The 24,310-nt window shown below is 57.6% G+C and carries 24 protein-coding genes; 3 read left to right on the forward strand and 21 right to left on the reverse strand.

All coding sequences use genetic code 11. The features are described from left to right. Window positions 1–72: 72 nt before the first annotated feature. The 5 genes from AC0L3L_RS07020 to AC0L3L_RS07040 all read right to left on the reverse strand — a co-directional run bounded on the left by AC0L3L_RS07020 (window position 73) and on the right by AC0L3L_RS07040 (window position 5,497). The gene (locus tag AC0L3L_RS07020; protein WP_473637049.1) at window positions 73–2,313 is read right to left on the reverse strand and encodes a mannose-1-phosphate guanylyltransferase/mannose-6-phosphate isomerase; all 2,241 of its coding nucleotides are present in this window, start codon (window positions 2,311–2,313) and stop codon (window positions 73–75) included. Further along, window positions 2,310–2,918 (reverse strand): glycosyltransferase, encoded by a 609-nt coding sequence (locus AC0L3L_RS07025; RefSeq protein ID WP_473637155.1) that lies wholly within the window; start codon window positions 2,916–2,918, stop codon window positions 2,310–2,312. Before AC0L3L_RS07025 ends, AC0L3L_RS07020 begins: the two co-directional genes overlap by 4 nt. A 563-nt stretch (window positions 2,919–3,481) precedes the next feature. Further along, window positions 3,482–4,435: an NAD-dependent epimerase/dehydratase family protein gene (locus tag AC0L3L_RS07030; RefSeq protein WP_473637156.1), complete on the reverse strand. Its 954-nt coding sequence runs from the start codon at window positions 4,433–4,435 to the stop codon at window positions 3,482–3,484. A gap of 17 nt (window positions 4,436–4,452) precedes the next feature. Then, on the reverse strand, window positions 4,453–5,304 hold the full coding sequence (locus AC0L3L_RS07035; RefSeq protein ID WP_473637050.1) for a class I SAM-dependent methyltransferase: 852 nt from the start codon (window positions 5,302–5,304) through the stop codon (window positions 4,453–4,455). 7 nt (window positions 5,305–5,311) lie between these two features. Then, complete coding sequence (locus tag AC0L3L_RS07040) at window positions 5,312–5,497, reverse strand: hypothetical protein (protein WP_473637051.1); 186 nt, start codon at window positions 5,495–5,497, stop codon at window positions 5,312–5,314. A 186-nt stretch (window positions 5,498–5,683) separates the two neighbouring features. Between AC0L3L_RS07040 and AC0L3L_RS07045 the strand changes: the two genes are divergently transcribed. Continuing rightward, complete coding sequence (locus AC0L3L_RS07045) at window positions 5,684–6,487, forward strand: hypothetical protein (protein WP_473637052.1); 804 nt, start codon at window positions 5,684–5,686, stop codon at window positions 6,485–6,487. 16 nt (window positions 6,488–6,503) lie between these two features. Here the strand turns inward: AC0L3L_RS07045 and AC0L3L_RS07050 are convergent, their stop codons facing one another. The 7 genes from AC0L3L_RS07050 to AC0L3L_RS07080 all read right to left on the reverse strand — a co-directional run bounded on the left by AC0L3L_RS07050 (window position 6,504) and on the right by AC0L3L_RS07080 (window position 13,885). Further along, entirely contained in the window at window positions 6,504–7,439 is a 936-nt protein-coding gene (locus AC0L3L_RS07050) for a glycosyltransferase family protein (RefSeq protein WP_473637053.1), read from the reverse strand. 368 nt (window positions 7,440–7,807) lie between these two features. Continuing rightward, a complete protein-coding gene (locus AC0L3L_RS07055) occupies window positions 7,808–9,037 on the reverse strand; it encodes an O-antigen ligase family protein (RefSeq protein ID WP_473637054.1) in 1,230 nt (409 codons plus the stop codon). Between the two features lie 104 nt (window positions 9,038–9,141). Continuing rightward, window positions 9,142–9,825: a class I SAM-dependent methyltransferase gene (locus AC0L3L_RS07060; protein ID WP_473637055.1), complete on the reverse strand. Its 684-nt coding sequence runs from the start codon at window positions 9,823–9,825 to the stop codon at window positions 9,142–9,144. Between the two features lie 110 nt (window positions 9,826–9,935). Further along, window positions 9,936–11,300, reverse strand: a complete 1,365-nt coding sequence (locus AC0L3L_RS07065; protein ID WP_473637157.1) for a flippase — start codon at window positions 11,298–11,300, stop codon at window positions 9,936–9,938. A 104-nt stretch (window positions 11,301–11,404) separates the two neighbouring features. Then, on the reverse strand, window positions 11,405–11,950 hold the full coding sequence (locus AC0L3L_RS07070; protein ID WP_473637056.1) for an acyltransferase: 546 nt from the start codon (window positions 11,948–11,950) through the stop codon (window positions 11,405–11,407). A gap of 62 nt (window positions 11,951–12,012) precedes the next feature. Then, the gene (locus AC0L3L_RS07075) at window positions 12,013–13,179 is read right to left on the reverse strand and encodes a glycosyltransferase family 4 protein (RefSeq protein ID WP_473637057.1); all 1,167 of its coding nucleotides are present in this window, start codon (window positions 13,177–13,179) and stop codon (window positions 12,013–12,015) included. Window positions 13,180–13,276: 97 nt separating this feature from the next. Further along, a complete protein-coding gene (locus AC0L3L_RS07080; RefSeq protein WP_473637058.1) occupies window positions 13,277–13,885 on the reverse strand; it encodes a hypothetical protein in 609 nt (202 codons plus the stop codon). A gap of 18 nt (window positions 13,886–13,903) precedes the next feature. On the opposite strand from AC0L3L_RS07080, the gene AC0L3L_RS07085 reads away from it, so the two are divergent. Further along, window positions 13,904–14,305: a hypothetical protein gene (locus AC0L3L_RS07085; protein ID WP_473637059.1), complete on the forward strand. Its 402-nt coding sequence runs from the start codon at window positions 13,904–13,906 to the stop codon at window positions 14,303–14,305. Window positions 14,306–14,347: 42 nt separating this feature from the next. Here the strand turns inward: AC0L3L_RS07085 and AC0L3L_RS07090 are convergent, their stop codons facing one another. From AC0L3L_RS07090 to AC0L3L_RS07110, 5 genes are all read right to left on the reverse strand, one after another. Beyond that, window positions 14,348–15,136 (reverse strand): glycosyltransferase family 2 protein, encoded by a 789-nt coding sequence (locus AC0L3L_RS07090; RefSeq protein ID WP_473637060.1) that lies wholly within the window; start codon window positions 15,134–15,136, stop codon window positions 14,348–14,350. A gap of 21 nt (window positions 15,137–15,157) precedes the next feature. Further along, window positions 15,158–16,252, reverse strand: coding sequence for a GDP-mannose 4,6-dehydratase (gene gmd, locus AC0L3L_RS07095; protein WP_473637061.1), 1,095 nt, complete (start codon window positions 16,250–16,252; stop codon window positions 15,158–15,160). A 92-nt stretch (window positions 16,253–16,344) separates the two neighbouring features. Then, window positions 16,345–17,625 carry a sugar transferase gene (locus tag AC0L3L_RS07100; RefSeq protein ID WP_473637062.1) on the reverse strand — a complete coding sequence of 427 codons (1,281 nt, stop codon included), beginning with the start codon at window positions 17,623–17,625 and terminating at the stop codon, window positions 16,345–16,347. Window positions 17,626–17,891: 266 nt separating this feature from the next. Then, window positions 17,892–18,455: a transcription termination/antitermination protein NusG gene (nusG, locus tag AC0L3L_RS07105; protein ID WP_473637063.1), complete on the reverse strand. Its 564-nt coding sequence runs from the start codon at window positions 18,453–18,455 to the stop codon at window positions 17,892–17,894. Between the two features lie 430 nt (window positions 18,456–18,885). Continuing rightward, a complete protein-coding gene (locus tag AC0L3L_RS07110; protein WP_473637064.1) occupies window positions 18,886–19,470 on the reverse strand; it encodes a biotin transporter BioY in 585 nt (194 codons plus the stop codon). Between the two features lie 245 nt (window positions 19,471–19,715). On the opposite strand from AC0L3L_RS07110, the gene AC0L3L_RS07115 reads away from it, so the two are divergent. Continuing rightward, a complete protein-coding gene (locus AC0L3L_RS07115; RefSeq protein ID WP_473637065.1) occupies window positions 19,716–20,624 on the forward strand; it encodes an MBL fold metallo-hydrolase in 909 nt (302 codons plus the stop codon). Window positions 20,625–20,654: 30 nt separating this feature from the next. Here the strand turns inward: AC0L3L_RS07115 and AC0L3L_RS07120 are convergent, their stop codons facing one another. The 4 genes from AC0L3L_RS07120 to AC0L3L_RS07135 form a co-directional block, all read right to left on the reverse strand. After that, window positions 20,655–21,509 (reverse strand): phosphorylase family protein, encoded by an 855-nt coding sequence (locus AC0L3L_RS07120; RefSeq protein ID WP_473637066.1) that lies wholly within the window; start codon window positions 21,507–21,509, stop codon window positions 20,655–20,657. Window positions 21,510–21,589: 80 nt separating this feature from the next. After that, window positions 21,590–22,381 (reverse strand): ABC transporter permease, encoded by a 792-nt coding sequence (locus AC0L3L_RS07125; protein WP_473637067.1) that lies wholly within the window; start codon window positions 22,379–22,381, stop codon window positions 21,590–21,592. Beyond that, window positions 22,374–23,261 carry an ABC transporter permease gene (locus AC0L3L_RS07130; RefSeq protein WP_473637068.1) on the reverse strand — a complete coding sequence of 296 codons (888 nt, stop codon included), beginning with the start codon at window positions 23,259–23,261 and terminating at the stop codon, window positions 22,374–22,376. The genes AC0L3L_RS07125 and AC0L3L_RS07130 overlap by 8 nt, the downstream gene beginning before the upstream one ends. Continuing rightward, a complete protein-coding gene (locus tag AC0L3L_RS07135) occupies window positions 23,258–24,295 on the reverse strand; it encodes an ABC transporter ATP-binding protein (RefSeq protein ID WP_473637069.1) in 1,038 nt (345 codons plus the stop codon). Before AC0L3L_RS07135 ends, AC0L3L_RS07130 begins: the two co-directional genes overlap by 4 nt. Window positions 24,296–24,310: the final 15 nt, after the last annotated feature.

A 24,310-nucleotide genomic window follows, 5' to 3' on the forward strand; every position in this document is an offset into this window, starting at 1 on the left:
AGAAAACCGATGTTGGCTCGAAAAACATCAGACCGATTTCAATCGAAGAGGCTTTTTATTCTGTCAACCGCTCTACCGAGGCTCGCCGATGGTGCTGTCGAGATATTGGGTCAGCGCACAGACCAGGTGGTAGAAGATGCTTGCCGGCACATCGGTCGCCAGCGAGCGGCCCCGCTCGTCGATCCGGTCTATCCACAGGCCGAGTGGTGCCGGATTGATGTGCCAACGGAACAGGCGGCCGACACGCGCTTCGATCTCGGGCTTGAGATCGGGACCGCCTGAACCATCCAGTGCAATCGCCGCCTTGATTGCTTCGGCCTGCGGCCAACTGCGCGAGACAAGATCGAGTGGCAGGCCTTGCCGCGAGACGGCGCCATAGGCAAGGCCAGTGGCGCGATTGAGGCCATTGGCGATGGCCGAGGCATAGAGCTTTCTGGCAAAGCCGGTCAGGTCACTTTGGCCGCTGCGCCCGGTGAAGTCGACCAGCAGCGAGGCCCATTCGAAATGGTGGCCGGGTTCCGTCCATGTACCTTTCTCGCCCTCCGCCGGCCTCCACTCGGCATCGAAATATTCGCCCAGCGTCCAGCTTTCCGGATCGAAGAAATGGCTGCGAAACAGATCGACGATGCGCGCGGCGCGGCGAAGATAGGCGAGCTCGCCGGTCGCTTGATGCCAGGCCAGGAAAGCCTCGAGCAGATGCATGTGCGGGTTGGAACGCCGTTCGCCCGCGCCGCTCGACGTTTCGAGAAAGCCGGTCATGCGGTGATCCTCGAGATGCGCGTCGAGAAACGAAAACGTTTCTTCGGCAAGCCGCAATGCATCAGGATTGCCGACCATATGGGCATGCGCCAGCGCCAGGAGCACGCAGGAATGATCGTAGGCATCCTCGGTGGGGTCGGCGACCGTGCCGTCGACACTGAGCGTGCGCACCCAGCCGCCATTGTCGGTGCGGCCGTTCCTGGCCATGAATTCGAGGCCGTGGCTGATCAACCGGTCGGCGGGCCCGTCCCAGCCGCGCGCCTTGGCGACAGCGAAGGCGTAGACTTGCCTGGCCATGGTGCGCATGCGCTTGGGCTTCATCAGCGGTGTGGCGTCAAAGCCGAGCGCTTCGTGGAAACCGCCATGGCGCTCATCGACCCCGACGGTGGACCACAGCGGCACCGTCTCTTCAAACAACCAGTGGTGCACACGGCGCCGCCAGGCGCCGCTTTCGATGACGCGGTCGCCGGCGGGTGTGAACCTGGTTTCCAGCCGGCCGCTCTTTTCGAGCTGCTCGACGATCTTCTTGACGTTCTGGCTGCGGCTGACTGGGGCGACGAAGGTGGCATCGGCGGTCGAGACGATGGCAACGTCCCTCAAGCCGATGGCAGAGAGCAAGCGACTGTCGCTGCGGATGTAGGAGTTCTCGCAGTCGATGGCGACGACATCGCCGACGATGACGTTGCCGTCATTGTCGGACGGACCGACATCGAGCAGTGATTGCCATGAACCGAGATCGTTCCAGCGGAAGCCGGCCGGCACCATGGCGATGTGGCTGGCGCGCTCCATGATCGCATAGTCGATCGACGTCGACGGAATGGCGGCGTAGAGTTCCAGAGGCATGTACAGACCGGAAAGATCTGACGTCGCCGCCTGATAGGCAAGTTCGGTGGCCTTCCAGATCTCGGGCTCGAAAGCCGTGAAGGCGTCGCGCATGGCGCTGGCGCGAAACAGGAAGATGCCGGTGTTCCAGTAGAAATTGCCGGCCGCCAAATAGCTCTGCGCGGTTGCGAGGTCTGGTTTCTCGACGAAACGCGAGACATCGTAGATGCCATCCTTCTCGTCGGCGACCTCGATATAGCCGTAGCCGGTCTCCGGCTGGCCAGGCTTGATGCCGAACACCACCAGCCGGCCGGCACGCGCAGCACTGGTGCCGTTTTCCACGCTCTGCCAGAATTGCCGTGCGGTCGTGATCTCATGATCGGACGGCACCACCAGCACCAGGCTGTCGCCAAATTCGGACAAGGTGCGCAGCGTCGCCAAGGCAACGGCGGCGGCAGTATTGCGGCCGGTCGGTTCGAACAACGGGCCGCCGCCGGAAAGGTCGAGGCCGGCGAGATCGGCGTGGACGCGGTCGGCGTGCCGCTCCGATGCAATCAGGAAGACCGGCGTTTCGCCCTTCGGCCGCGCCGTCAGCCGGCGCAAGGTCTTGACCAGCATCGAACCATCGCCCGAAAAATCATGGAACTGCTTGGGATTGTCCTCGCGCGACAGCGGCCACAGCCGCGAGCCAACGCCGCCGCTCATGACAAAACTGACGATCCGCTCGGTCATTGGGTGACACCTCTGACATTTTCAAACAAAGCAAGGAGCGCTGCCGCGTAGTCTCGGCGGCGCATCTGTTGCCGACCTTGTAGCACGGCGACACTGTCGCGGGCCAAGCGTGGGCGCTGCCCGGCTTCCAGGAGTCGCTGCGCCAGTGCTTCTGCACTCTCGGGTGCGAAGAAGAGCGATTCCGGCGCCTGCTCGCGATGCAGTGGAATGTCGGACAGCAGCGTCGGCGTGCCCAGCGACTTCGCTTCCTCGACCGTGGTCGACCACCCCTCGAAGTGGGAGGGGTTCAGGAGATAGTCTGCGGCACCGATCAGGGCGACGACATCGTCATAGGGAATCAAGCCGAGGTGTCGAAAATGGCTGCCGAGCCGGTGCGTTTCCGCAAGCTCCATCAGGCGCTTGAACAATGTCGGGTCGCGCGGATCGGTGGTGCGCCCCGTAAGGATTATCGGCGGCAAGGAGCCCAGCGCCTCGATTTGGTCTATATGCTTCAACGCCTCTATGACCAGCCTATGGTTCTTATGGATCCAAAATTGATTGGGGAGAAAGAAGAAACGCGCGGGCAGACCATGTGCCTGGCGCGCCTCATCGGCACGCGCCAGGATGGCACCGGGATCGAGATCGATAGCGAACCGCACGACAGCGGTCTTGTTGCGCGAGGTCGGATAGAATTTTTCGCAGTCCGCCAGCGCGTCCCCACTCGAGAGCATTATGGTGCGATTTCCGGACGTCTGCAGGCGATAGCCGATATCCCTGCGCCACCAGGTGCTACGCGGAAAGAGGTGCGGCAAACGACGGTGCTGGAAATCCGGAATCCAGGAAACGACCGGCACTGGAAACCGGTTGCCGAACCACTGGGCGACTTCAAACACGACATCGATGCCTTGCGCAGCGACAAGATCCGCGAAGGCACGGTCACTTCCGCCAGCAAGTGCGATCAGCCCTCGCCTGCCGAGCCCGGCGCCCGTGACCCGGTCATCGACAATAGCAGGCGCAGCCAACATATGATCGAAGGACGCGCCAACGCTTGAATGCTGCTCAGGTGTAAGAAACAGTTTCGCCTGCACCTTACCACGCAGTTCAGAGGCGACGACGCTCAGCATGTTGCGTAGATAGGACTCGCCGCCTGACCAGGTTCCGCGGCCGATGAGAGTGAAGCCGACGGTAATCAAGGCGCGGAGCGTCGCAGATGGCCGACCGGCTCGGCGAGAATTTCAGCGCGATACCAATCGACATAGCCGGCAATGCCCCTGCTGAGCGGCACCTGCAACTGAAGCCCCTCCGGGACGCCGGACGGATCCGAGATCAGATTGACAGGGTCGCCTCGCCGGGATTCTCCAGAAAACGAGAGGCGATGGTTCCCGCCCCAGGCCTCCAAAACCATGCTGGAAATCGTGCTGACGGACGCAGGAGCGCCCGCACCGCCATTATAGACGGCGAAGCGCGGTTCGCCTTCAGGCAAAATGCAATGGATCAGCCGCACGACATCCGAGACATGGTGCCAATCCCTCATCTCCGTACCCATGCCGCCAAGCACAATATCGGTTTCGCCTGCCGCGAGCCTTCCGCAGAGATCCCAGAGCAATTGCTTGCGCAACCCTTCGCCATAGACCGAAAAGAGCCGAGCCACCGAGACTGGCTGGCCGTATGCGGCACAATATGACCGGCCAAGCTCCTCAACCATGCGTTTGTGATAGCCATAGGGAGAATAGGGATCGAGCGCCGCGTCGACCCTGATCGAACCGAAATGGCCGCCGCCATAGACGGCCGCGGAGGATGCAAGAACGACAGGTGCATCGGGTGCGTGGCGGCGCAAGAAATCGAGGACACGAGCCGCAGAGACAACGCTTTGTTCAAAGTCCTTGAGGGGATCGGCAATCGACTGGCCGACCGTTGCGCCACCCGCCAAATGATACACGGCTGATGGCCGACCATGCGCTGCCAGAGCTGCATCCATTGTTTCCACGGCTATCCCACCGGAAAAAAATACGCCGCCGGTCGCCAACGCAAAACCCGGTGCTTTCTTTCGACCGAAGCCGATGACGTGGCACCCCTTTTTAGCAAGAAAACGAGCTAGGTGCAGGCCGATGAAACCGCCGGCTCCAGTCACCCAGACAGGCATTGCCTCTTTCGAGTGCGTCAAGAAATCAGCCCTTCCCGTGCTTGTGGCAAAGGCCCGTACTTGCGGCAAAGGAAAGAGACCAGGCGCCCAGGCCGGCGGTCAAGCGAGGCGGCGACCCTGGCGACGACACCAAAGGGCACAGGCGAAAGAGCCAGGCGAGCAACCGGGGAAAACGGACCAAAGATTTTGGCGAGCCTGTCGCGAATCTCGGATGGTGTCATTGGGTCATAATTCACGACAGACTGGAACGAGATCAGTTCGCGATCGATCGTCAGCCCGGCCCCCTGGATTGCAGCGCGGTAGCCAACCAGCGTAAAGGCGTTCTCTCCACCGTAGAGATGATGAAGCGGGTGGGCGCGCAGAAACGGCTCGAGTTGCTGCGGCCCGGAGACCACGTGGTCGCGCAACGACAGCACCGTCGCGCCTTCACGAGAAAGACGCGCCATTTCGCGGCAGAAAGCCGGAAGGTCATGGGCATGATGAAGCACCTGCCGTGCGACGACCAGATCATAGCCTGCGGCGGACAACGGGATCGCCTCCCCAAACGCTTCGACCACCTCGATGGGCGTGCCTGTGCTTTGGGCAAGCGCCCGGATCGCAGCGGCACCGACGAGTGCGCTCGGATCAGGCTCAACAGCGGTTACAGACCACCCTTCGCGCGCCAGGGCGTAGGAGAGGATGCCGTTGCCGGCGCCAAGATCGAGAGCACGGCCCACCTTGCGCGGGATCATACTGCGAATCGCGTCGAACTCGGCGCTTTCGTGATAGCGCTGCGCGGCCACGACTGGATCGTCGAAATAGGCGGCGCGGGCGAGTTCTTTCATCGAAGGCTCGCTCATGCACCAGCGGACGGCGTCTTCCCAGGTCATGGCCGCTTCAGGCATCGAGAGAAACCATATGCTGGATCATCCGCGCCGGATTTTCGGCGACAACTGCATAAGGTGGCACGTTCACAACGATCTCGGTCACAACGATCTCGATCTCCTCGTCAGATTTGTCAGATGCGCCCACAACAGCCTCAGCTTGACGAGTGCGACAGCGCGTTCGGTCATAGGCTTGCATGCTTCGCCCGTCCACCGTTCCAGGCGGATAATTTCCAGCGTCGATCACGCTTCAGTCAGGAGGTTGTTCGAGACGACCAGCTAAGCTACCGTTTCCAGACTCGTCAAGTTCAGGTCACGAGAATTCGAGCCGCGCGAATTCCGTTCGCGCAAAACTCACCCGTTGCGACCACGGATACCGAGCATCATGTTTTTCAAGACAGTATTCTGCGTGATATGCTTTCTAATCGGCTCATGGCCCGCAACGGCGGAAACGCACGCTCCGTTCAGGCTTTTCGAAGCTATGAACTTCGCCGGCGGGCCCGATTTGCGGGCGTTCGGCTTCGAGCATCTTACGATCGTGGACCCTCATGTTCTGGGACCAGATGTTCCCGACGCCGGCCAGGTGCGGCAAGCGCTGGCAGTGCCGAGGAGCAACGAATATCTCAATGTCGACATTGAAAGCTGGCCCCTTGAGGGTCCGGATCAAGCATCGTCCATCGCGAAATATCAGAAGACGCTCAGCGCATTCAGAAAGGCAGACCCGAGCGTAAAGCTCGGACTTTATGCTGTCTTGCCGATCAGGGATCATTGGAGAGCGATCGGCCATCAGGGCGCAGTTGAACTGGACGATTGGAAGCAGCAAAACACCAAGATCGCATCCTCCCTCGTCCCTTATGTCGATGCGCTATTTCCCTCCCTGTATACATTTTACGGCGACAAGGAAGCTTGGGTGGCCTATGCGCAAGCCAACATTGGGGAAACACGAAGAATCGCCCAGGGAAAGCCGGTCTACTGCTTTCTGTGGCCGCAGTTTCATAAGACCCTGGCCTTTCTGCCGGGCGACCTCTGGTATGCCCAACTGGACACTTGCAGGAGGCTGGCCGACGGAATCGTTATATGGGGTACCATTGGCAGCAATTCGCCCTATCGGCCAGCGAAATGGGATGAAAAAGCGGAGTGGTGGCAGGCCACTTTGAGATTCCTTCGGGAGATGGGGAAGACCCCATAGACTAATCGATCGTCAGCTATACCAATTCGAGAAACCGCTCGAACTGGCGTTTTTTGCTGTATTCTTCACGAATTGCGCGGTTCCCCGCCCGGCCGATCTCGTCCCAGTTTCCGCTATCCAATTGCCGTTCGATTCTATCCAATGCGTCCTGCGGTTGCTCGTAGACGACCATGGTTTCCCCGTCGCGCATCGGTGCGGGATAATTGCCGGAATCGGATATCAGCAGAGCGCCAGCGCCCATCGTCTCAAAACAGCGCATGTTGCCACGGTCCGGACCCGCCATGTCGATCGACGCGTTGACCACGACTTTGGCTCTTCCGAGTTCGGCATACATAGCGCGACCGAATACAGGAGGCGCGCTGACACTGCGGATAGTGCGCGGCCGCCGCACCGCGCGCAGGGGACCGAACCAGCCAAGCGGCGTCTCGGCGAGTGGCGTATAGCGCGACAGGTCGAGATGGAAGACGACGCGGCGGCGGCTGGATAGGCTTGCGACAGCTTCCAAAATCTGCCTGCGGCGTTGGTGATGACGACTGTAGCCGCCGAAGAAAAGGACATCGATATCCCTGTTCCGGTTCGCGGCAACGGCATCGAGTTCCGGATCGTGAGCAGGAAAGAAGTGGGCGGTCCTGGCGCCCTGCTCTTCCCAAAGCTTTCGCATCGACTGGAAATTGCAAACGACGAGATCATAACCGGAAAAATCGATCCTGCCTGGCGCAGCACGCCACGCAATCTTTCGCTTCACATGCCCCGGCAGCCGTCGCACGAAAGAGGCGTCGTAACGAAATGGATCAAGATTGTAGAAGATGTCCGTCTTGTGATGCTCGATCTGGGCAAGAAGGATATCGGCCAGCGATGCATCTTCGCCCAGCCCGTTTTCGAGCGCCCATGCCCGCTGCAGCGATTCGTCGTCTCCGTTCGTAAAAAAGGCTTCAGGGCTGCCGGCGTGCACCGGCGACAGGATATGCGCCGCCCCGTAGCGGTCGTTCAAAAACACTTGCTTCTGCGGCTCGAACCCACGAACCCCAGTCGCAAGTCCAGCGAGTCTGGCCCGGTAGCTAGGCGAGATCCCGGAATTTTGAAAAATACGCATGGTTGGTTCCCGTTGGAATTTAATCTCGGAGGCCTAGAGCGCTGATAGCGATCCGTGTTGGCCGACCAGCGGCGACCCGCTGGCACGGCGCGAGTGCCTGCAGCCAATCAGGCGAAGTTGGACCCCTTCGAGGACGAAACGAACGCTGGTACCGATCGAAATAGGACTTCAATTTACTGTCAGCCTACTGATCGCTACGGGACACTCAACTCTAATAGGCTCGACTCCTAGTAAGCCCTAATCTCTGGATTGCGGTTTTTGGCAAGAAATCCCTGGTATCCATACCAAAACGATATCGTCAGAGCGGAGGTAACCCAGAAAAGCGAATTTCCCCATAGGCTGCCGCTCGCCATGCCGGCGATCGCTTCCCTGATGAATAGCACCGCAGCCAGCACCGCAGCGAGCGGGAATTTGCCGGACCGAATGATACCGACCGTCGATCTGAGTGCCAACACTATGTGAGCCGCAAACGGCAATGATCCAAGCGCCCCCATCGCCATCAGGGATTCAAGATAGATGTTGTGAGGATAGAAATTGAACCGCATCTCGACCGCATAACGCCCCAACACCGGGCTTTCTAGAAACTGCGACCAGGCTCCAGCGAACAATTGACTGCGTATCATCGTCGATTGATCGGCATCCACGTTGATCGTCTGAAGTCTCGCAATGACAACGTCGATCAGCTCCACGCCGCTACTCGCCAAAACCACTAAAGCGATCGCGAATGCCCCGCAAACAGCAAATACTCTTTTTGACCCCTTGAGCAACAGTACATAGACCAAGAGGGCGCCGGCACCGGCAATGTACGCACCGCGCGATTTAGCAAAAACAACAATCAAAAAAAGAATTGGACAAAATATTATGGCTTGAACCGTTAACTTTTTCGTCTTTCCTAAAACCAGTGCGAAGTATATCAGAAAGGCAAATGCTGTATGACCCATCGCGATTGGATTTATCTTATCAACTGACATTCTACTATTATCAACAACACTATTTTGTAGCAGAATCTCTCTATTCAGGTAAAGTCCGACTATAAAAATTACACAAAGTGCGGTCATTGCGAAAGTCAAATCTATGTTTTTTATACCCTTATCCATCGACGAGATCAGAAGCGCTGCGCCGACACCAGTCACTAGGAAAATGCTAAATATCATTCCCGGCCCAGCCGAGATGTTTATTGACGAGACGTAGATATTCTCAATAAGTCTGCAAAGATAAAAAGTAAAAAATATTTTCATCGGCAAAAGAGCAGCCGTCGACGACCTTAATTTTGAGGGCATCAGTAAAAACGAAGTCAATGTAATCAGAGTGATGGCGGCCCTGACCAAGACCGATCCTAGGCTCCCTTCCGGATCAAACCTATTTACTATGCCGGAAAAAGCATAGAAGCCACAAATAGCAAGTGCGAAGGCTGTCGCAGGAGAGAACAAAATGCGCCGGTCGACATAATTTTTCATATGCGGAAATCGGCGACCAATCCCGCCTCGCGTGAAATCGGCGGATGCGTCGCAGTGAATATTGGCTCTCTGACTCATGAGATTAGTCGCACCCCACGGCAACCTCACACGGTGAAGTGTGCCACGCCGTGGATACCGCGGGCTATGTTGCCTTTGGAAAAATAGGAAAGAAATTCGATACCGAAGAGGCCCGCCCAGAGGCGCAATATCTCCTGCTCGCCAAGCCGATGGATATCATCGAGAAACACCACGTAATCTTGCGCGAGGTGTGCCTCAAGCGCAGGAAGTGCTGGATAACGCGCCAATTCATATCCCGTCTTATAAGCAGGCGGGCCATCGACGACCACACAATCGATCGACAGATCCTGTACAGCCGTTGCGACGATCGATTGATCGTACCAGCTCAAGCCATTTTTGCTCAAGGTACAGGGTCCCAATGGCGCGCGAACGACTGTGGCGAATTCGGACAGGTTCAACGCTGCGAGGCGGTTCTCAACGAAAGTCGCCCATTCTGCGTCGGTCTCGAAGCTGACAATCCGGCCGCCAAGCCGTGACAGGATCTGCGCAATGTAAATCGTGGAAATACCACTTCCAAATTCCACGACTGTCTTGCGAGCATTGATTTCAATTTCGTTGAGCACGACCTGGAGGGCAGAAGGAAGCAGGGACGCGTCGGACCATGGCAAGTACGGCAGACCAAGCCGGGATAATTCTACCGCAGCTCGCGTATTGTTGGAAGCTTGCGCAAAGTGGTTCCACTTTGTCGCTACCCTGTTTAGCACTGTCATGCGCTCGTAACTCCACTTCTTTCGGCCACTGAATATCACTGACAAGGACGCCCGTTCACCCGAGCTGCAATTGAACGCCAAGAGGTCCTGCCATTGGACTGACTGATCGGTCAGGCATGGGCGCTTCGTCTTACATAATTGAAGAAATCTTTGGGAGCGCGCCACGGCATAAAGGCGGAGCGCGACATCATTACGAAAATCGGCCTCGTTCGGCGTGGGATGACCAAGGCGAGGTAGGTGGCCGTTGCATATGACACGAGCGTCGCAAGCGCGGCACCAATACTCCCATAGTGGGGAATGAGAAGAAAATTAAAAGCCACGTTTGTAAGCGCACCGAGGCCTTCGGTTAACATGAAGAATGTGGCGCCGCCTCCTATGATGGTCCATCTCGTAAATGCGATTCGCATGAACAAGAACGGCGCAGACAGAACATGAACCAGCAGCACCGGGATCGATGCATCGTACTGAGCTCCAAAAAGGAGCCGGATAAGTGGCCCGCCAAGCAAGAACATTGTGGCGATCATGCCAAGTCCCGCGAGCCACAAGACATCGAAAACGGTCTGAAGCTGCCTGCCGAACAAATCCTGATCGGTTTTCGCGGACTCGATCAGCTTGGGGAACACACTGGCGACCAACGCGGCCGGCACGAAGTATGCTGCCTCGGAAAGGGTCGCCGCCACCGCATAGGTACCAACCTCTGCCGGCCCGGCCAGCCAGCGAAGCATGATCATATCGATTTTTAGGTAGACGATCGCAAATATGGATCCGAGAAAAAGCATCCAGCTCTCGGAGAGCAGCACCTTCGCCAATGCCGGAGAGAACCGCCATGCCGACAAAGGCGGACCTTTCTGCCGCTTGTAAAAGCGGAACGAGAGCATGGCCGCAATCAACACCTGGACCACATTTGCAGCGGCGAACGCCATCACTGCAGCCCCGCTCCATACAAGCCCGAGTTTTCCCAAGCCGACCAGTAGCGCGGATATGCTGGAGGAAATGGCACTGTACCGGGCCTGAACGCGCGAATGAAACCAGAGGCCGAAGAACCCTGACAGCGACGCTAAGGGTATGAAGGCTGCGGCCAAAAACAACATTGCACGCTCAGTCGAATGCACGCCGATAGACAGCGCATAGACGACCAAACCAGCGGCTCCCAGCAAATGCCCGGAGAATTTCAGGACGAACACTGTGCCGAGTACGCGCGGCACATCGTCAGGGCGGTTGACGATTTCTCGAATGACTAGCCCGTCGAGCCCAAGTTGTCCAACAACCGCAAACAGTAGTGCCATAGAGAACGTATAGGATAGCAATCCAAATTCGCTCGGCCCGAGATAGCGAGCCACTACGGCCACCACCAAAAGGCCTACCAGACTCGCTAGCAGTCTGTCAGAAATCAACCAGAGCGAGTTTGAAATATACCTCCAGTATCGTCTGATCAGGTTTGAAAACGTCTGGAACGCTATAAAAACGTTACGCACAATAATTTTCGCCAATATCGTCCATTGTCCAGGTAACTAATCCAGATTCGTAAGTTCTACATGGAACCGCTACAGAACAAACCGCAGACGGCACCGAAGATCTTTCAGACTGTTGGTTGGTTCGTCTGTTTTGCATTCACGCGGCCAATTGCACTTGCTGGTACGCCTCCCGCCAATGTATCTGGTTCAATGTTTTTTGTTACGACGCTGCCTGCTGCTATCACACTCCGGGCACCAATTGTTACCCCTTTCAAAACGGCAACGCCTGCACCCAGCCAAACATCATCTTCAATAACTATAGGCGCAGTATTGCATGGTCTTCCCTCACGTCGCGCCATAAAATCTATTGGATGAAAGTCTGTATCATAAATCCTGCAATTCGCGCCGATAAGCACATGGTTTCCGATCGTGATCGATTGGGAGCAAAATATTGCTGCTCCTGAGATCCCGGTATTGTCACCAATCGTCAGTGTTGCTCCCTGTCCGGCCACCAACTGGGTTGGATGATTGATACCAGCTCGATTAAAACGTGAGCTGTTTACGATTGTGACGTTTTCGCCAATAAAAATTTGACCGCGCGCGCTTAATCCTAGCGGACCAAGTACCACAAAGCCTTTTGGGAAAGGGACTCCGCGGATGCACAGTTGCACGCGGGCTCTCAGGGACCAGTAGAAGCGGCTTATCGCATTATACAGATATCCAATTCGTATGATCATTTGTTCTCTAGCATTTTGTCATACACGGACATCGTTTTGTCGATACCTGTCTTACTGCAGAAGTTCACCTTAGCAAATTCTAGAGAAGCGCGCCCCATTTCCTTTCTCTTATCATTATTACATAATCCGTTAACAGCAGACACAAAGGTGTTTGACTCTTCCCAACTGAAGACTGTGCCTGTGTGACCGTCCCGTACGAGTTCTATCAAGTGTGGAACGTCGGAGACCAATCCCGGTTTGCCCAATGCAGCGCCCTCGAATACACTTCTCGCACTGTGGGGCTCAGTGAACGGAGCGACAATGACATCAGAAGCCAACATCAAGGGGACCGGATCTTCTACGAAATCCACTGCGACACATCGGGCGCTCCGTCCTGCAGCTTCGTACGCAGCCAAAGCGTAGCCGGTCTTGCTTTTTGGGAATCCGGCAACAACAAATCGAGCAGACGGATGCAACTTTTGCGCGTTCGCATCGATCAACTTCACTAACTCCAGGGGGCCATTTGACGGAGCAACACGAGCCAAGAATAGGAAAACGACATCGTCAGCATCCCAAGCCTGCATGCGCCTATATCTTTCACCCGATTCAGGATCGGAGTGAAATGCTTCCTCGTCGACGAAATTGTACACAACTGTCCCCTCTACATCTTCGCTTCCGAGCGTCCGCAAACCAGCTTCGTCAATGCTAATGAAGGCATTCACGTGCCTCCTATTAAGACTGGCCAGCGCCCGGCCCCACCTATTGGAGAGCAGAGGCTCGCGTACATGAGCGATCACTGGCAATTTTGGCGACGCCATGTGCGCCCCCGCGGCGGCGGCCACCAGACAGGTTGAATTCAGATGCACCAGATCGGGACGAACATCATTAACTAAACGCTTTGCACACCTTACAGTGAGTGGATAGGAAGCGATCGCATAAGCGCGATCTTTTAATGCGTCATTGCGGGCTACTGAGGAACCATTGAACGGCCGTATATCTCTCTCTTCGAGGACCTCGGCACCAGCTTCGCGAAACAACGCCTTTACCGCACCATTGCCCTCCCGCTCAGGCATGGCTACGACTGGCTGGAATCGCTCGCGATCAAGCCCCCGGATGAGCAAGGAAAGGCTGCGTGGCGCCCCACCCAAGCCCGTCGCATGATGAAAATACAACACTTTCTTCACTATCGGATACACTCGAAACCGACCACACTTTCGAACCACGCCTTGCAGGCACCCGAAACTGACTGCCAGCTGTATTTGATGGATGTGTGCCTGCGGGTCAAAGGACCGCACGGATTTTCTGAATAAAATCGGACCGCCAGCTAGGGACGATTTCGCCCAGCCGAACCGCTTTGTCCGATCGACTGTCCGCGACCCCGTCGGATCGATTGGCTGCAGCGGCTGCAATATGGGCGGCAGCGTCATGGGTATCGCCGTAAATTAGGCAGACCGGCGCAACTGCGCCTTCTTGTGCGTATTTCTCAAGATACGAGCCTTTACGGATGATCGGACGTGCACCCAGTTGTACGCTTCGTCCGAATATGCCGGAGGCTTGGTCGTACTCGGGCTCGTAGCAGCACCAGGCGAAATCGCAGGTTTTGTAAAGACTCAGAAGTTCATCGTCGGACACGAAGCGGTCGACCACCATTCCGCCGGCAGAAATCAGGCGAGCGCAGTCCCCGCCAGAGGCCGGATCGACGCTCCCGACAGCCACCACAAAAACATCTTTCACGAGATCTGGGTGGTCGGAAACGATGTCGACCAAGAATCGAAAGCCTTTCGACTTTCTCACGCTGCCCAGGAAGCACAAAATGGCGCGTCCGCCAGCCGCGGCCAACACGTCGCGTGACAGTTGAGACGTTTCGATAGACGTCGCGCGGTCATGCATGTCCCACATCTGGGGGTCGTGTACCCAACCGTGCGCGATTTGGGCAAATCGACGATCAAATTTGAACGGCAGAATCGTAAAGAGCGACAGATGAGGCAAGTGCCGCAAGCACCGGAAAGCCCACCTCTTGAGGCGGTAAACGAGCCTTCCGCTCTCGAAGCATTGGGACGGCCTAAGAAAAAGTCCAACCGTTCGCCGTCCGATCAGCGATCTTGTCAACGCAACAGCTATAAAACCAGCATAGTCATCATCTATCGTGGCAAACAGGAGGTGCCGGGCCCGAACCAGGTCAAACCACAATCGAAGTCCAATGCGTCCCATTATTGGCTCAAGATTAAAGAGGCCGGCAAAGAGACCCTGGTAGAATTGGCGGTGGCCATTGGGGGCAGACACGTGAACGTAATTGCGACTCACGTCTGAGCCAGCCTCCGAAGCACGGGTATCACCTACCGAAACCACTATTCAGCTTACTCCATGCCGGCTTTGCTTGGCAGTGCTGGCACCGTTAATGCCAAAGAATTGCCCCAACTTCCGCGCGGGCTTCGCAACAAGCGCATAGTCGACAAGGCCTGATCCAAGCCAACGGCGCCTGGAACGCAACGCTTCCAGATTGTGCCCGATGTGGGAGCGCAAGCTTCTTGTGCTTGCGCCTCCCACCATCATGTCAACGAGGACCTGATCCATCGTCGCCACCCTGAAGCCATGAAGCTCGACGGCCCGCAGCATCCAATCGTAGTCGGAGGAGACTTTGAGCGTCAGATCGAACGATCCGACCTTTTCGGCAACGCCACGCCGAACATAAAAGGTCGGGTGAGCAGGCATCCAGCCCGAACGGAACCCATTTCGAGGCCTTGGTTCTGCCCGCCAGCGACGAACCACCCGCTTGCCGTCGTGGTTGTCGACAAAGTCGAGATGACCGTGGACAATATCGGCGTCAGCGAGCGCCGCGCTGATCTTGCCAAGCACGGACCGGTCATGAAATGCATCGTCCGCGTTGAGAGCCCCGATTGCTTCGCCCGTGCAAAGCGCAAGCCCCTTGTTCAGCGCGTCATACATTCCGCGGTCTGGCTCGCTGATGATCTGTAGTCCTTGCCCGGCATAGGAACGAACGATCGCGAGCGTTTCGTCGGTCGAGGCTCCGTCGACAACGACCAGTTCCTTGTCCTGATGATTTTGGGCAAAAAAACTGTCGAGCGTGTGCTTGATCGTTGCCGCTGAATTCCAGCAGACCGTCAATACCGAGATTTTCATATTGAAGCGGCCCAGCGTCGCTTACTGTGCCGCAACGCGAATGCGATCCTCGTCCAGGCGCCGGTGTTCGGATTCCCGTCTTACCGTTTCAAGGTCGGACTGAACCATTTCCTGGACCATCGCATCGAGCGAGGTTGTTGCCTTCCACCCGAGAACGCGCTCCGCTTTCGAAGGATCGCCGATCAGCAGCTCAACTTCGGTCGGCCTGAAATAGCGCGGATCGACCTCGATCAGGACAGCGCCTGATTTTGCATCGACGCCTTTTTCGTCAATACCGGAACCAACCCACTCGATCTCGATCCCGACCTCGCTGAATGCAAGCTCGACAAAGCGGCGGACCGAATTCTTTACGCCGGTTGCAAGGACGTAGTCGTCCGGCACTTCATGCTGAAGGATTCTCCACATGCCTTCGACGTAATCGCGGGCATGGCCCCAATCCCGTTCAGCCGACAGATTGCCGAGGTAGAGCTTGTCCTGGAGGCCGAGCCTCATTGCAGCAGCCGCGCGCGTGATCTTGCGGGTGACGAACGTCTCGCCGCGCATCGGGCTTTCGTGATTGAACAGGATGCCGTTGGACGCATGGATATCGTAGGCTTCGCGGTAATTCACGGTGATCCAGTAGGCATAAATCTTTGCCGCCGCATATGGCGACCGAGGATAGAAAGGCGTCGTCTCCCGTTGCGGGATCTCCTGCACCTTGCCGTAGAGCTCGGAAGTCGAGGCCTGATAAAAACGCGTCTTTTTCGTCAGGCCAAGCAGCCGGATGGCTTCGAGGAGACGCAATGTGCCGATCGCGTCGGCATTCGCGGTATATTCCGCGGTCTCGAAGCTCACCTGGACATGCGATTGTGCGGCGAGATTGTAGATCTCGTCCGGCTGCACCTCCTGGACGATACGGATGAGGTTGGTGGCGTCGGTCATGTCGCCATAATGCAGCGACAGCCTTACGTCCTTCTCATGCGGATCCTGGTAGAGATTATCGATTCGACCGGTGTTGAACGACGAGGAACGCCGCTTGATGCCATGGACATCATAGCCCTTTGCCAAGAGAAGTTCCGCCAGATAGGCGCCATCTTGGCCGGTAATGCCGGTGATGAGTGCGGTTTTTCGGCTCATTTCGTTCCCTTCGGCAGCTTTAGAAACACAACCATATTCTCCAGTCAAACGACGGCGTTCGACCTATGGAGCAGACCAATTCAACTTGGCTATTATCGGGACCCAAACCCGTTTAGCATCGTTTTTAGGGTCCTCAGCACAATAACGATATCAAGCCATGGCGAGAAATTCTTGATGTAGTAGAAATCGTAATGCAGCTTCTCGATCTCGTCATCGTCGTCCGATACATATCCCTGATTCACCTGAGCCCACCCTGAAATTCCTGGACGAACGATGTTTCGGTAGCGATAGAACGGCAACGCTACGGAATAGTGGGAGGACAACACCGTTGCCTCGGGCCGTGGCCCAATCCAGCTCATCTCCGAACGCACGATGTTTATCAACTGCGGCAGTTCATCAATTCTGCTTCTTCGAAGGAAGCGACCGAGCCGGGTTACCCTGCTGTCACCCGGCTTCGTCACGGCAAGACTGCGAATGCTTGCCGCCTCAGGTGCGCTGACGGTCATCGTTCGGAACTTGTACACCGTAAACGATCTTCCGCCATAACCGAGGCGCTCCTGGCGAAATATGGCGGGCCCAGGAGATTCCAGCTTGATCACTATCGCAACCAGGATCAGGAATGGCGCTAACATAATCAGGGCCAACAGGGCGCAGACCCAGTCGATCACCTGCTTGATCTTGAGATAGGCCTGGTTAGGATTAAGCGAACCCAACGTATTTTCGGACAAATGCTCGATTTCGACGCGACCGGTCAGCGATTCACTGATCTGCTTGACGTGATAGACAGGAACGCCTGCGAGAGCCTGGTCGGCTATGTAGCGCTCCCAATCATCAGATAGCTCGGCACGAAGGTCGGCAACAACGCCGCTCACGCGGTCAATGACCGTTTCGGGGGAGCGGAGCCAATGCCAATTCACGCCGCCTATCTCTTCAAGACGACTGACAGCCCCGCCTGGAACCACGGCGAGACTATACGGATCCAGGCGCCGGCTCAGGATGCTCAGACTGAAATACCAGAAGATTGACAGTGTCAAACTGCCGGCTGCCTGGAAAGCGCTGTAGTCAATTCGGAACAGGAAAATTGTTAGATATACGAGTCCGTAGGAAAGCGCAAATGTTGGCATAATATAACCAGCAGCCGCAACGCCAGGCAGATTGATTATTCGGCGAAAGAAAAAAAAGCCTGCAGTATGGGCGACGATGCCTGCGAAAATCGTAATCTGAACGTTTGAGTAATACAATACATTTTGACCGATCAGCATCCTAACCAGCGCGGGAGTTAGAATTGCAAAAGCCAATCCACCGAGAAGCTGAAACCTAATCCGGTGCAGCAGGTGCCGCTGGCTTTGCGGCTTTATGATGGGAGCATTCAATTCCAAGCACTCACTGGCATATCGGTAAAGAATTCGACCATTCTCAATTTTCGGGGCTCGATAATTCTTCGATCCGACAATAAGGATTTCAAATCAAAATTCATCGACCGGTCAACCGATATACCGATGGAGCCGGTGCAGCAGCCCTCGGCTGTCCCATCTGTTTTCGCCTGCTTCCAAAAGGCACAATCTCCAACAATGGCTACCGCACTCCCGGGTGAAACCCGAAAGCCGACTTTGCAGCAGCTTGCATCGCATAACGTCAATTATGCGATCGCGACGAGTTCCCTTGAGTCCATGTCAACAGGGATCTCGCCATTCATGATGGCAACCAGGACCCGGGCCCTTCCGGCCGGATCGAGCCGGTCGAGGCGACCGATCATCTCCGCGAACGGACCTGAAAGAATCCGAACCGATGCGCCCGCAGCGAGGCCTTCGCTGAAATCAAGCAGGCCATCCCTGCCAGTCAGGGCTATGAACCGCTCCACCAACCCCGACGGGACCGGCAATGGCCGCTCGCCCTGCATGATGAGCGAGCGCACACCGAAGGTTCCATTGACCGAGCGCCACCGCTGCAGCGCGACATCGAGGGCGATGAACATGTAACCTGGAAAATAGGCCGCCGGTCGCGTCTCGATGCGCCGGGCATGACGTGTGGTCTTCTCGCAGCGAGGCGTAAACGGGTGAAACCCCTGTATCCGGAGATGCCGTTCGGCAACGTCTTCTTTTCCCGGAAATACGCTGGCGGCATACCAGCGTGCTGCGGTGCCGGTTGCGGGCCGTTGCGGCAATGCAGTCGCCTTAACAGTTGTTTTTTCCGGGGTGATCACAAGTATCCTTCTCGGCGGTCTTTGGCACGGTCGGGGCAAGCGTTACGACAGCGCGAAGATACCAACAAGCAACCATGTCGCGAGAATCGATATGGTTGGTCGAATCCTGTTAATTGTCCACTACTTTAGCTGCGCCTAATAGTCATCGCGCCGCTTTCTTGTTTAGCTATCCAGCAGCGGTATCGAGCAATTGCTCCGATATGTAGCTGCCTGGTTACGCTGACTCGCGACGAACCGCTGGCTGTTCTGGTGCTTAATCGGTCGATTTGAACATAGTGTGACGGTTATCGTTAGCAAAACGTTACCGACCATTTGGCGGCGGCCTGCTTCGACGAGAACTCGCCGCAGGCCGTCGCTGAAACGGGGCCATTTCACGATCTGTGGTTGCGTGGACTCGATCAGTGCCGCGCCCCGATCTATCGACCAGGGTTCAGGAGCGTTTGAGCAGCGACCAGACGGCTGGCACAAGGCTCGCCGCCAGGCCGGCCTTGATCAGGTCGCCGACGATGAAGGGCACGACGCCGAACTGCCATGACTTCTCCGGGCCGATGAGCAGTGCCAGCCAGGCAAAGCCCATCGCCATCATGACGATTTCGGCAACCAGCATCGCGTTGAAGAGCTTGATCGGATGGCGATCCCAACCGCGATCGGCGGCCCAGCCGACGATCGCCGCCATGATCACGAAGCCGGCAAGATAGCCGCCGGTCGAGCCGAGCATGTAAGCGATGCCGATGCCCTTTTCCGGCGTGCCCTGGAAGACCGGCAAGCCGATGGCGCCCTCCGCCATGTAGAGAAGCAGCGTGGCGACGCCGAGGCGCATGCCGAATGCTGCGGCGATCAGAAAGACGGCCAGGGTCTGCATCGAGATGTCGACCGGCCCGAGCAAAACTCTGGTCTTGGCCGACAATGTCAGCACCAGCGTTCCAACGATCGCCAGCAAAAGCTGCGTCGCCAGGCGGGCCGCGCCCTTTTCAGGCAGAGCGAGAGAAACAAGCGGTGTCGTTGCAATTGCCATGGTCTTCCTCATTGCGGACTGCCGCAGATCGCGGCCTTGCGTTTTCCTATATTGGCTTCCGTGTTATGCGGCAATCGGTTTTGCCGTCTCTAAAGCGCGTCGCGTTTGACCGGCCTCATGCGACGCGGCTTTAGGTTGTTGTTTTATGCATGTCGTTATCGCAAAACCGCTGCACACCCTCGGGTCAGGCCCGAGGGCATGCTTTTGCGCGACATGCATCGGAACAGAGCTGAACGACATTCGCCATGGCGCTGAAAATCGACACAGACTTCGACCCGTCCTACGGCCAGGGCGTGACAGTTGCGCCCGACGTGCTCCGGATTACCGCGAAAAATCCCGGCCCGTTCACCTTTTACGGCACCAACAGCTACATCGTCGGGCGCAAGACGCTGGCGGTGATCGATCCGGGGCCGGATGACGATGCGCATCTCAAAACACTGCTCGAGGTGATCGGAGACAGGCCGGTCAGCCACGTTTTCGTCAGCCACACGCATCGCGACCATTCTCCGCTGGCAGCGCGGCTGAAACGGCGCACCGGCGCAATCGTCCTGGCCGAAGGCCCACATCGGCCGGCGAGGCCGCTGCGCATAGGCGAGGTCAATCCGCTCGACGCCAGCGCCGACACCGAATTTAATCCTGATATCGCGCTTGCCGACGATACGATGGTCGACGGCGACGGTTGGGCGATCAGAACGGTGCTGACGCCGGGCCATACCGCCAATCACGCAGCTTTTGCGCTGGAAGGAACCGGTATCCTGTTCTCGGCCGATCACGTCATGGCTTGGTCAACCTCCATCGTTGCGCCGCCGGACGGCGCCATGGCCGACTATATAGCCTCGCTGGATCGGCTGATCGAGCGCGACGATCGCCTGCTGCTGCCGGGTCACGGCGGGCCGGTGACCGCGCCGCGCAGTTTCATGCGCGAGTTGAAGACGCATCGCCGAATGCGCGAACGCGCGATCCTGGAGCAGATCAGAAGCGGCGACCGGACGATCAAGGAGATAGTCGCCGCGATCTACAGGGATACCGATCCGCGCCTGCACGGCGCGGCCGGCCTGTCGGTGCTTGCCCATCTCGAGGACCTGGTGGCCCGCGGCCTGGTGAGCACCGACGGCGACCCGGCAATCGACGGCATATTCAGGCCGCCTGGCTAAGATCCCGCCACGAACTACGCTCCTGAAAACTCAGAACCGGCTGGAACGCTCTGCCGGTTGAGGCGACTTCAGACCCTGGCAAGAGCATTCCGGATTGGCCGGAAGTCGCGCGGCGGTCTCCAGCGCGACCCGCGAGGCTCTCATGGAGAGATTGGGCAGCACGTCCTCCTGCAGCAATTTCCGGCGATTGCGGTCCATATAGTCGTTGAAGCCCGCCGTGACGAACGCACAGGGCACGAAGCAAGCGCCGATCTCGCGCGCCAAGGTGGCCTCAGGGGCGATGGAATGGTTGAGTACATCCGCCCCCATGCCGCGATACGCCAAAGCCTCGGCTGGGGTTGTCAGTCGCGGCCCGTAACAATGGGCAGCCACCAACTGCTGTTCGATGCCATGAACACGGCATTCGGCTGGCCAATGACGGCGGGCCGTCTCAACCAGAACCGCCGCACATCTTGGACATACGATCTGCTTGCCCGAACAGTCAAAACTCTGGCGGTCAGGAAGCAGTGAAAACGGGGTCTGCGTCAGTTCGATGATATCGGCGGTCACCACCATGTCGCCGGGCTGGATCGCCTTGTTGACGGCGCCAACGGTCGAGCAGGCGAGAACTTGCCGTACACCCGCCCGCATCAATACCCAGAACGCGCGGCGATGGCAGGAATGGTCGATATGATCGCGGGGATTGCCGTGCGAATACATACACAGCGCCCGCTTCGCTCTCCCTTCGGCTGTAATCGAGGCATCGAACTCGAGCAACTTCCAGTTGTCGGTACGACCGAAAGGCGTTTCAAAACTCATGTCGCGCCGCAACGTGCGCACGCCATCGAATTCGACATCTTCCGGGAAGGCAAGCCCCCAGTTTGCCGACCCGGTGATGATGGCCAACCCTACCTGAGGTATATCATTTGATTGATCCGTCAGATCGTCTGCTGCGTGATGATTTGCAGGCATGTTTCCAGTCTCGGTCAAGATTTTTGGCGAAGGGTCACAATCAGGACCACGGCCACGACGATGACGGTCCACAATGTCGAGATCGCCGCAATGGTCGGATCGATCTGATCGCGCAGCGACACGAACATGAGCTTCGGCATCGTGCTGTTGCGACCACTTGCGACGAAGATCGAAATCACAGACTCGTCGAGCGACGTCAGGAAGGCCATCAATGTCGCCGACAACAAGCTGATCCGAAGTTGCGGAACGATTATTCCGCCAATAGCTCTGGCCCAGTTCGCACCGAGGCTACGCGCCGCCTGAACCTGGTTCCAGTCAAAGCGAGCCAGGGCGGGCAGCAACACAATGCACGCCACTGGAACGGCCAGCACCACATGTCCGACCAGCACACCGAACAACGTTCCGACCAGACGTTGTGCCGCCAGCACAAAAAAGAGGCCGATCGCAAGCAGGATTCCTGGGGTGATCGAGGGGGTGAGCAGGACGCTCTGGATGGCCGCAGCAGTCTTCCCGCCCAGCCGATTCATTGAGATGCAGGCGAGCAGCGCAAAAGGCACCGCGATCAGCGCCGTCAATGTCCCAAGGATCAGGCTCGTCCTGAGCGCAGCCATCCACGTCGCCGAGCCGAAGAAGTTCTCGTACCAGCGCAACGAGTAGGCGTGCGGCGGAAACTCGAGGAGATTCGACGCCGAGAAGGAAAGCGGCACCACCACGAGCGTCGGCAACATCAGAAATGCCATGACAAGAGCAGCAAAGCCCCAGAGGACAATGCGGGCCAGCCTGTTTTGCGGATAGGCTTCAAGCATGGGAGGCTTCCACTGTGTTCCGGGCCAGCAGGCGGCGTGCCGCCAGCAACATCACGCCGATCAGCGCCATCAGAACGAGGAGCAAAATGCCCAGGACGCTCGCCGACCCCCAATCCTGAAAGGTCGATAGCGTACGCTCGATCCGGGTAGAGAGAGGATTTACCTTGCCGCCGCCAAGCACCGCCGGCGTGATGAAAAAACCTATGGAATAGATGAGAACGATGATCGAACCCGAGAAGATTCCGCCGGCCGAAAGTGGCATTATGACTGTGCGCATCACCTGCCCGAGTGTGGCTCCCATGCTCGCTGCCGCGCGAATGAGGTTTTGGTCGATATCGCGCATCGCGGCATAAACGGGCAGCAGAAAGAGCGGCAGCATGTAGTGAACCATGCCGATCAGCGTTCCGGTGAAGTTATAGACCAGCGGCAAAGGCTCCGCCGTCAGGCCCGAACCGGTCAAAGCCGCGTTGATCAGGCCATCACGCCGCAGGAGCACTAGCCAACCATAAGTGCGCACCAGAATAGCGGTCCACAATGGCAGCATGACGAAGGCCATCAGTACGTTGGCCACCCTTGGTCTGGCGCTGGCCAAAGCGAGTGCAAGCGGGGTGCCTAGAAGAATGCAGATCGCCAGCGTGCCGAGGGACAGTTCAAGGGTTGTGACGAGCGCCGACCATGTCAGTCCGCTCGAAAGCACTTTCGTGTAGTTGCCGACAGTGTACTCACCCCCTGTGGTCAGGAAAGATTGCCGGATGATCCAAAGGATGGGCAGTATCGCCGCCAGTCCAACGATGAACAGCGCCGGGAGCGAAAGCGAAAGGAAGAATCGCCGCTCGCGTCGCGCATCTGCGGCGAGCGCAGGATCCACAGTGACGGTCACGCTGTCGCTCCAGGTATCGCGTGAACCTTCGCCGCTGGTGCATATGCGGTCATCCGCTGACCGGCGGCAAGCTCGGCGCAGCCGCCGGCCAGCGCTGCCGGAATGCAGACAAGAACCTCTTGCTCATCGTCAAGCGCCAGCGTCAAAAGCCAGTTCTCGCCGCGAAACGCCTTGGCGCGCAGTATTCCTTCGAGAGCCACTCCGTCTCCCCCGACGAGCTTCGCATCAAGATGGAAGCTTTCGGCGCGAATCATCAGAGTTTCGCGTGACGCTTCGGCGCCATCGATCCTGCGCACCGAGCCTGGAGCCACAATGTTAGCCTCGCCCATGAACTCCGCGACGAAGCGGGTCGATGGACGATCATAAATCCGCTGCGGCGTATCGATCTGCTGGATGCGGCCGGAGTTCATCACCGCAATCCGGTCAGACATAATCAGCGCTTCGCGCTGGTCATGGGTCACGTAGATTGTGGTGATCCCCAGATCATCGTGCAGACGCCGGATCTCATACTGCATGGTCTCGCGCAGGTTCTTGTCGAGCGCCGACAGCGGCTCGTCCATCAGCATCACGCGTGGTTCGAAGACGATAGCCCGCGCCAGTGCCACCCGTTGGCGCTGGCCGCCGGACAGTGCGGCAACATTGCGCTCCGCCAGACCATCCAGCTTCACGCGGGCCAAGGTGGCAAGCGCCCGCTGACGCGCCTCCGCTCTCGGCGTCTTGCGCAGCGCCAGCGGATACGCGACATTCGCCAGGACATTCATGTGGGGAAACAAGGCGTAATTCTGGAATACTATGCCGATGTCCCGTTTGTTGGGCGCCAGGCGAGTGATGTCCCGATCGGCCAACAAGAGCTTACCGGAATCCGGCCGGACAAAACCGGCCAGAACCATGAGTAACGTGGTCTTGCCCGATCCCGATGGCCCTAGCAGCGTGAGGAATTCGCCAGCTTGAATGTCGAGCGAAACATCATCCAGTGCGACGTAGGTCCCGTAAGCCTTGCTGACGCTGTCGATGGTGATCGGGAGCGACTTCATCATCTGCTCCAGCCT

This window comes from Mesorhizobium sp. WSM4849, assembly GCF_055811385.1.

Coding starts and splice junctions, on each gene's coding strand:
- AC0L3L_RS07020 (WP_473637049.1), bottom strand. CDS start 2,313: ATGACCGAGCGGATCGTCAGTTTTGTCATGAGCGGCGGCGTTGGCTCG.
- AC0L3L_RS07030 (WP_473637156.1), bottom strand. CDS start 4,435: ATGCCTGTCTGGGTGACTGGAGCCGGCGGTTTCATCGGCCTGCACCTA.
- AC0L3L_RS07035 (WP_473637050.1), bottom strand. CDS start 5,304: ATGACCTGGGAAGACGCCGTCCGCTGGTGCATGAGCGAGCCTTCGATG.
- AC0L3L_RS07040 (WP_473637051.1), bottom strand. CDS start 5,497: ATGCAAGCCTATGACCGAACGCGCTGTCGCACTCGTCAAGCTGAGGCT.
- AC0L3L_RS07045 (WP_473637052.1), top strand. CDS start 5,684: ATGTTTTTCAAGACAGTATTCTGCGTGATATGCTTTCTAATCGGCTCA.
- AC0L3L_RS07055 (WP_473637054.1), bottom strand. CDS start 9,037: ATGAAAAATTATGTCGACCGGCGCATTTTGTTCTCTCCTGCGACAGCC.
- AC0L3L_RS07060 (WP_473637055.1), bottom strand. CDS start 9,825: ATGACAGTGCTAAACAGGGTAGCGACAAAGTGGAACCACTTTGCGCAA.
- AC0L3L_RS07080 (WP_473637058.1), bottom strand. CDS start 13,885: ATGCATGACCGCGCGACGTCTATCGAAACGTCTCAACTGTCACGCGAC.
- AC0L3L_RS07090 (WP_473637060.1), bottom strand. CDS start 15,136: ATGAAAATCTCGGTATTGACGGTCTGCTGGAATTCAGCGGCAACGATC.
- gmd (WP_473637061.1), bottom strand. CDS start 16,252: ATGAGCCGAAAAACCGCACTCATCACCGGCATTACCGGCCAAGATGGC.
- AC0L3L_RS07110 (WP_473637064.1), bottom strand. CDS start 19,470: ATGGCAATTGCAACGACACCGCTTGTTTCTCTCGCTCTGCCTGAAAAG.
- AC0L3L_RS07115 (WP_473637065.1), top strand. CDS start 19,716: ATGGCGCTGAAAATCGACACAGACTTCGACCCGTCCTACGGCCAGGGC.
- AC0L3L_RS07125 (WP_473637067.1), bottom strand. CDS start 22,381: ATGCTTGAAGCCTATCCGCAAAACAGGCTGGCCCGCATTGTCCTCTGG.
- AC0L3L_RS07135 (WP_473637069.1), bottom strand. CDS start 24,295: ATGAAGTCGCTCCCGATCACCATCGACAGCGTCAGCAAGGCTTACGGG.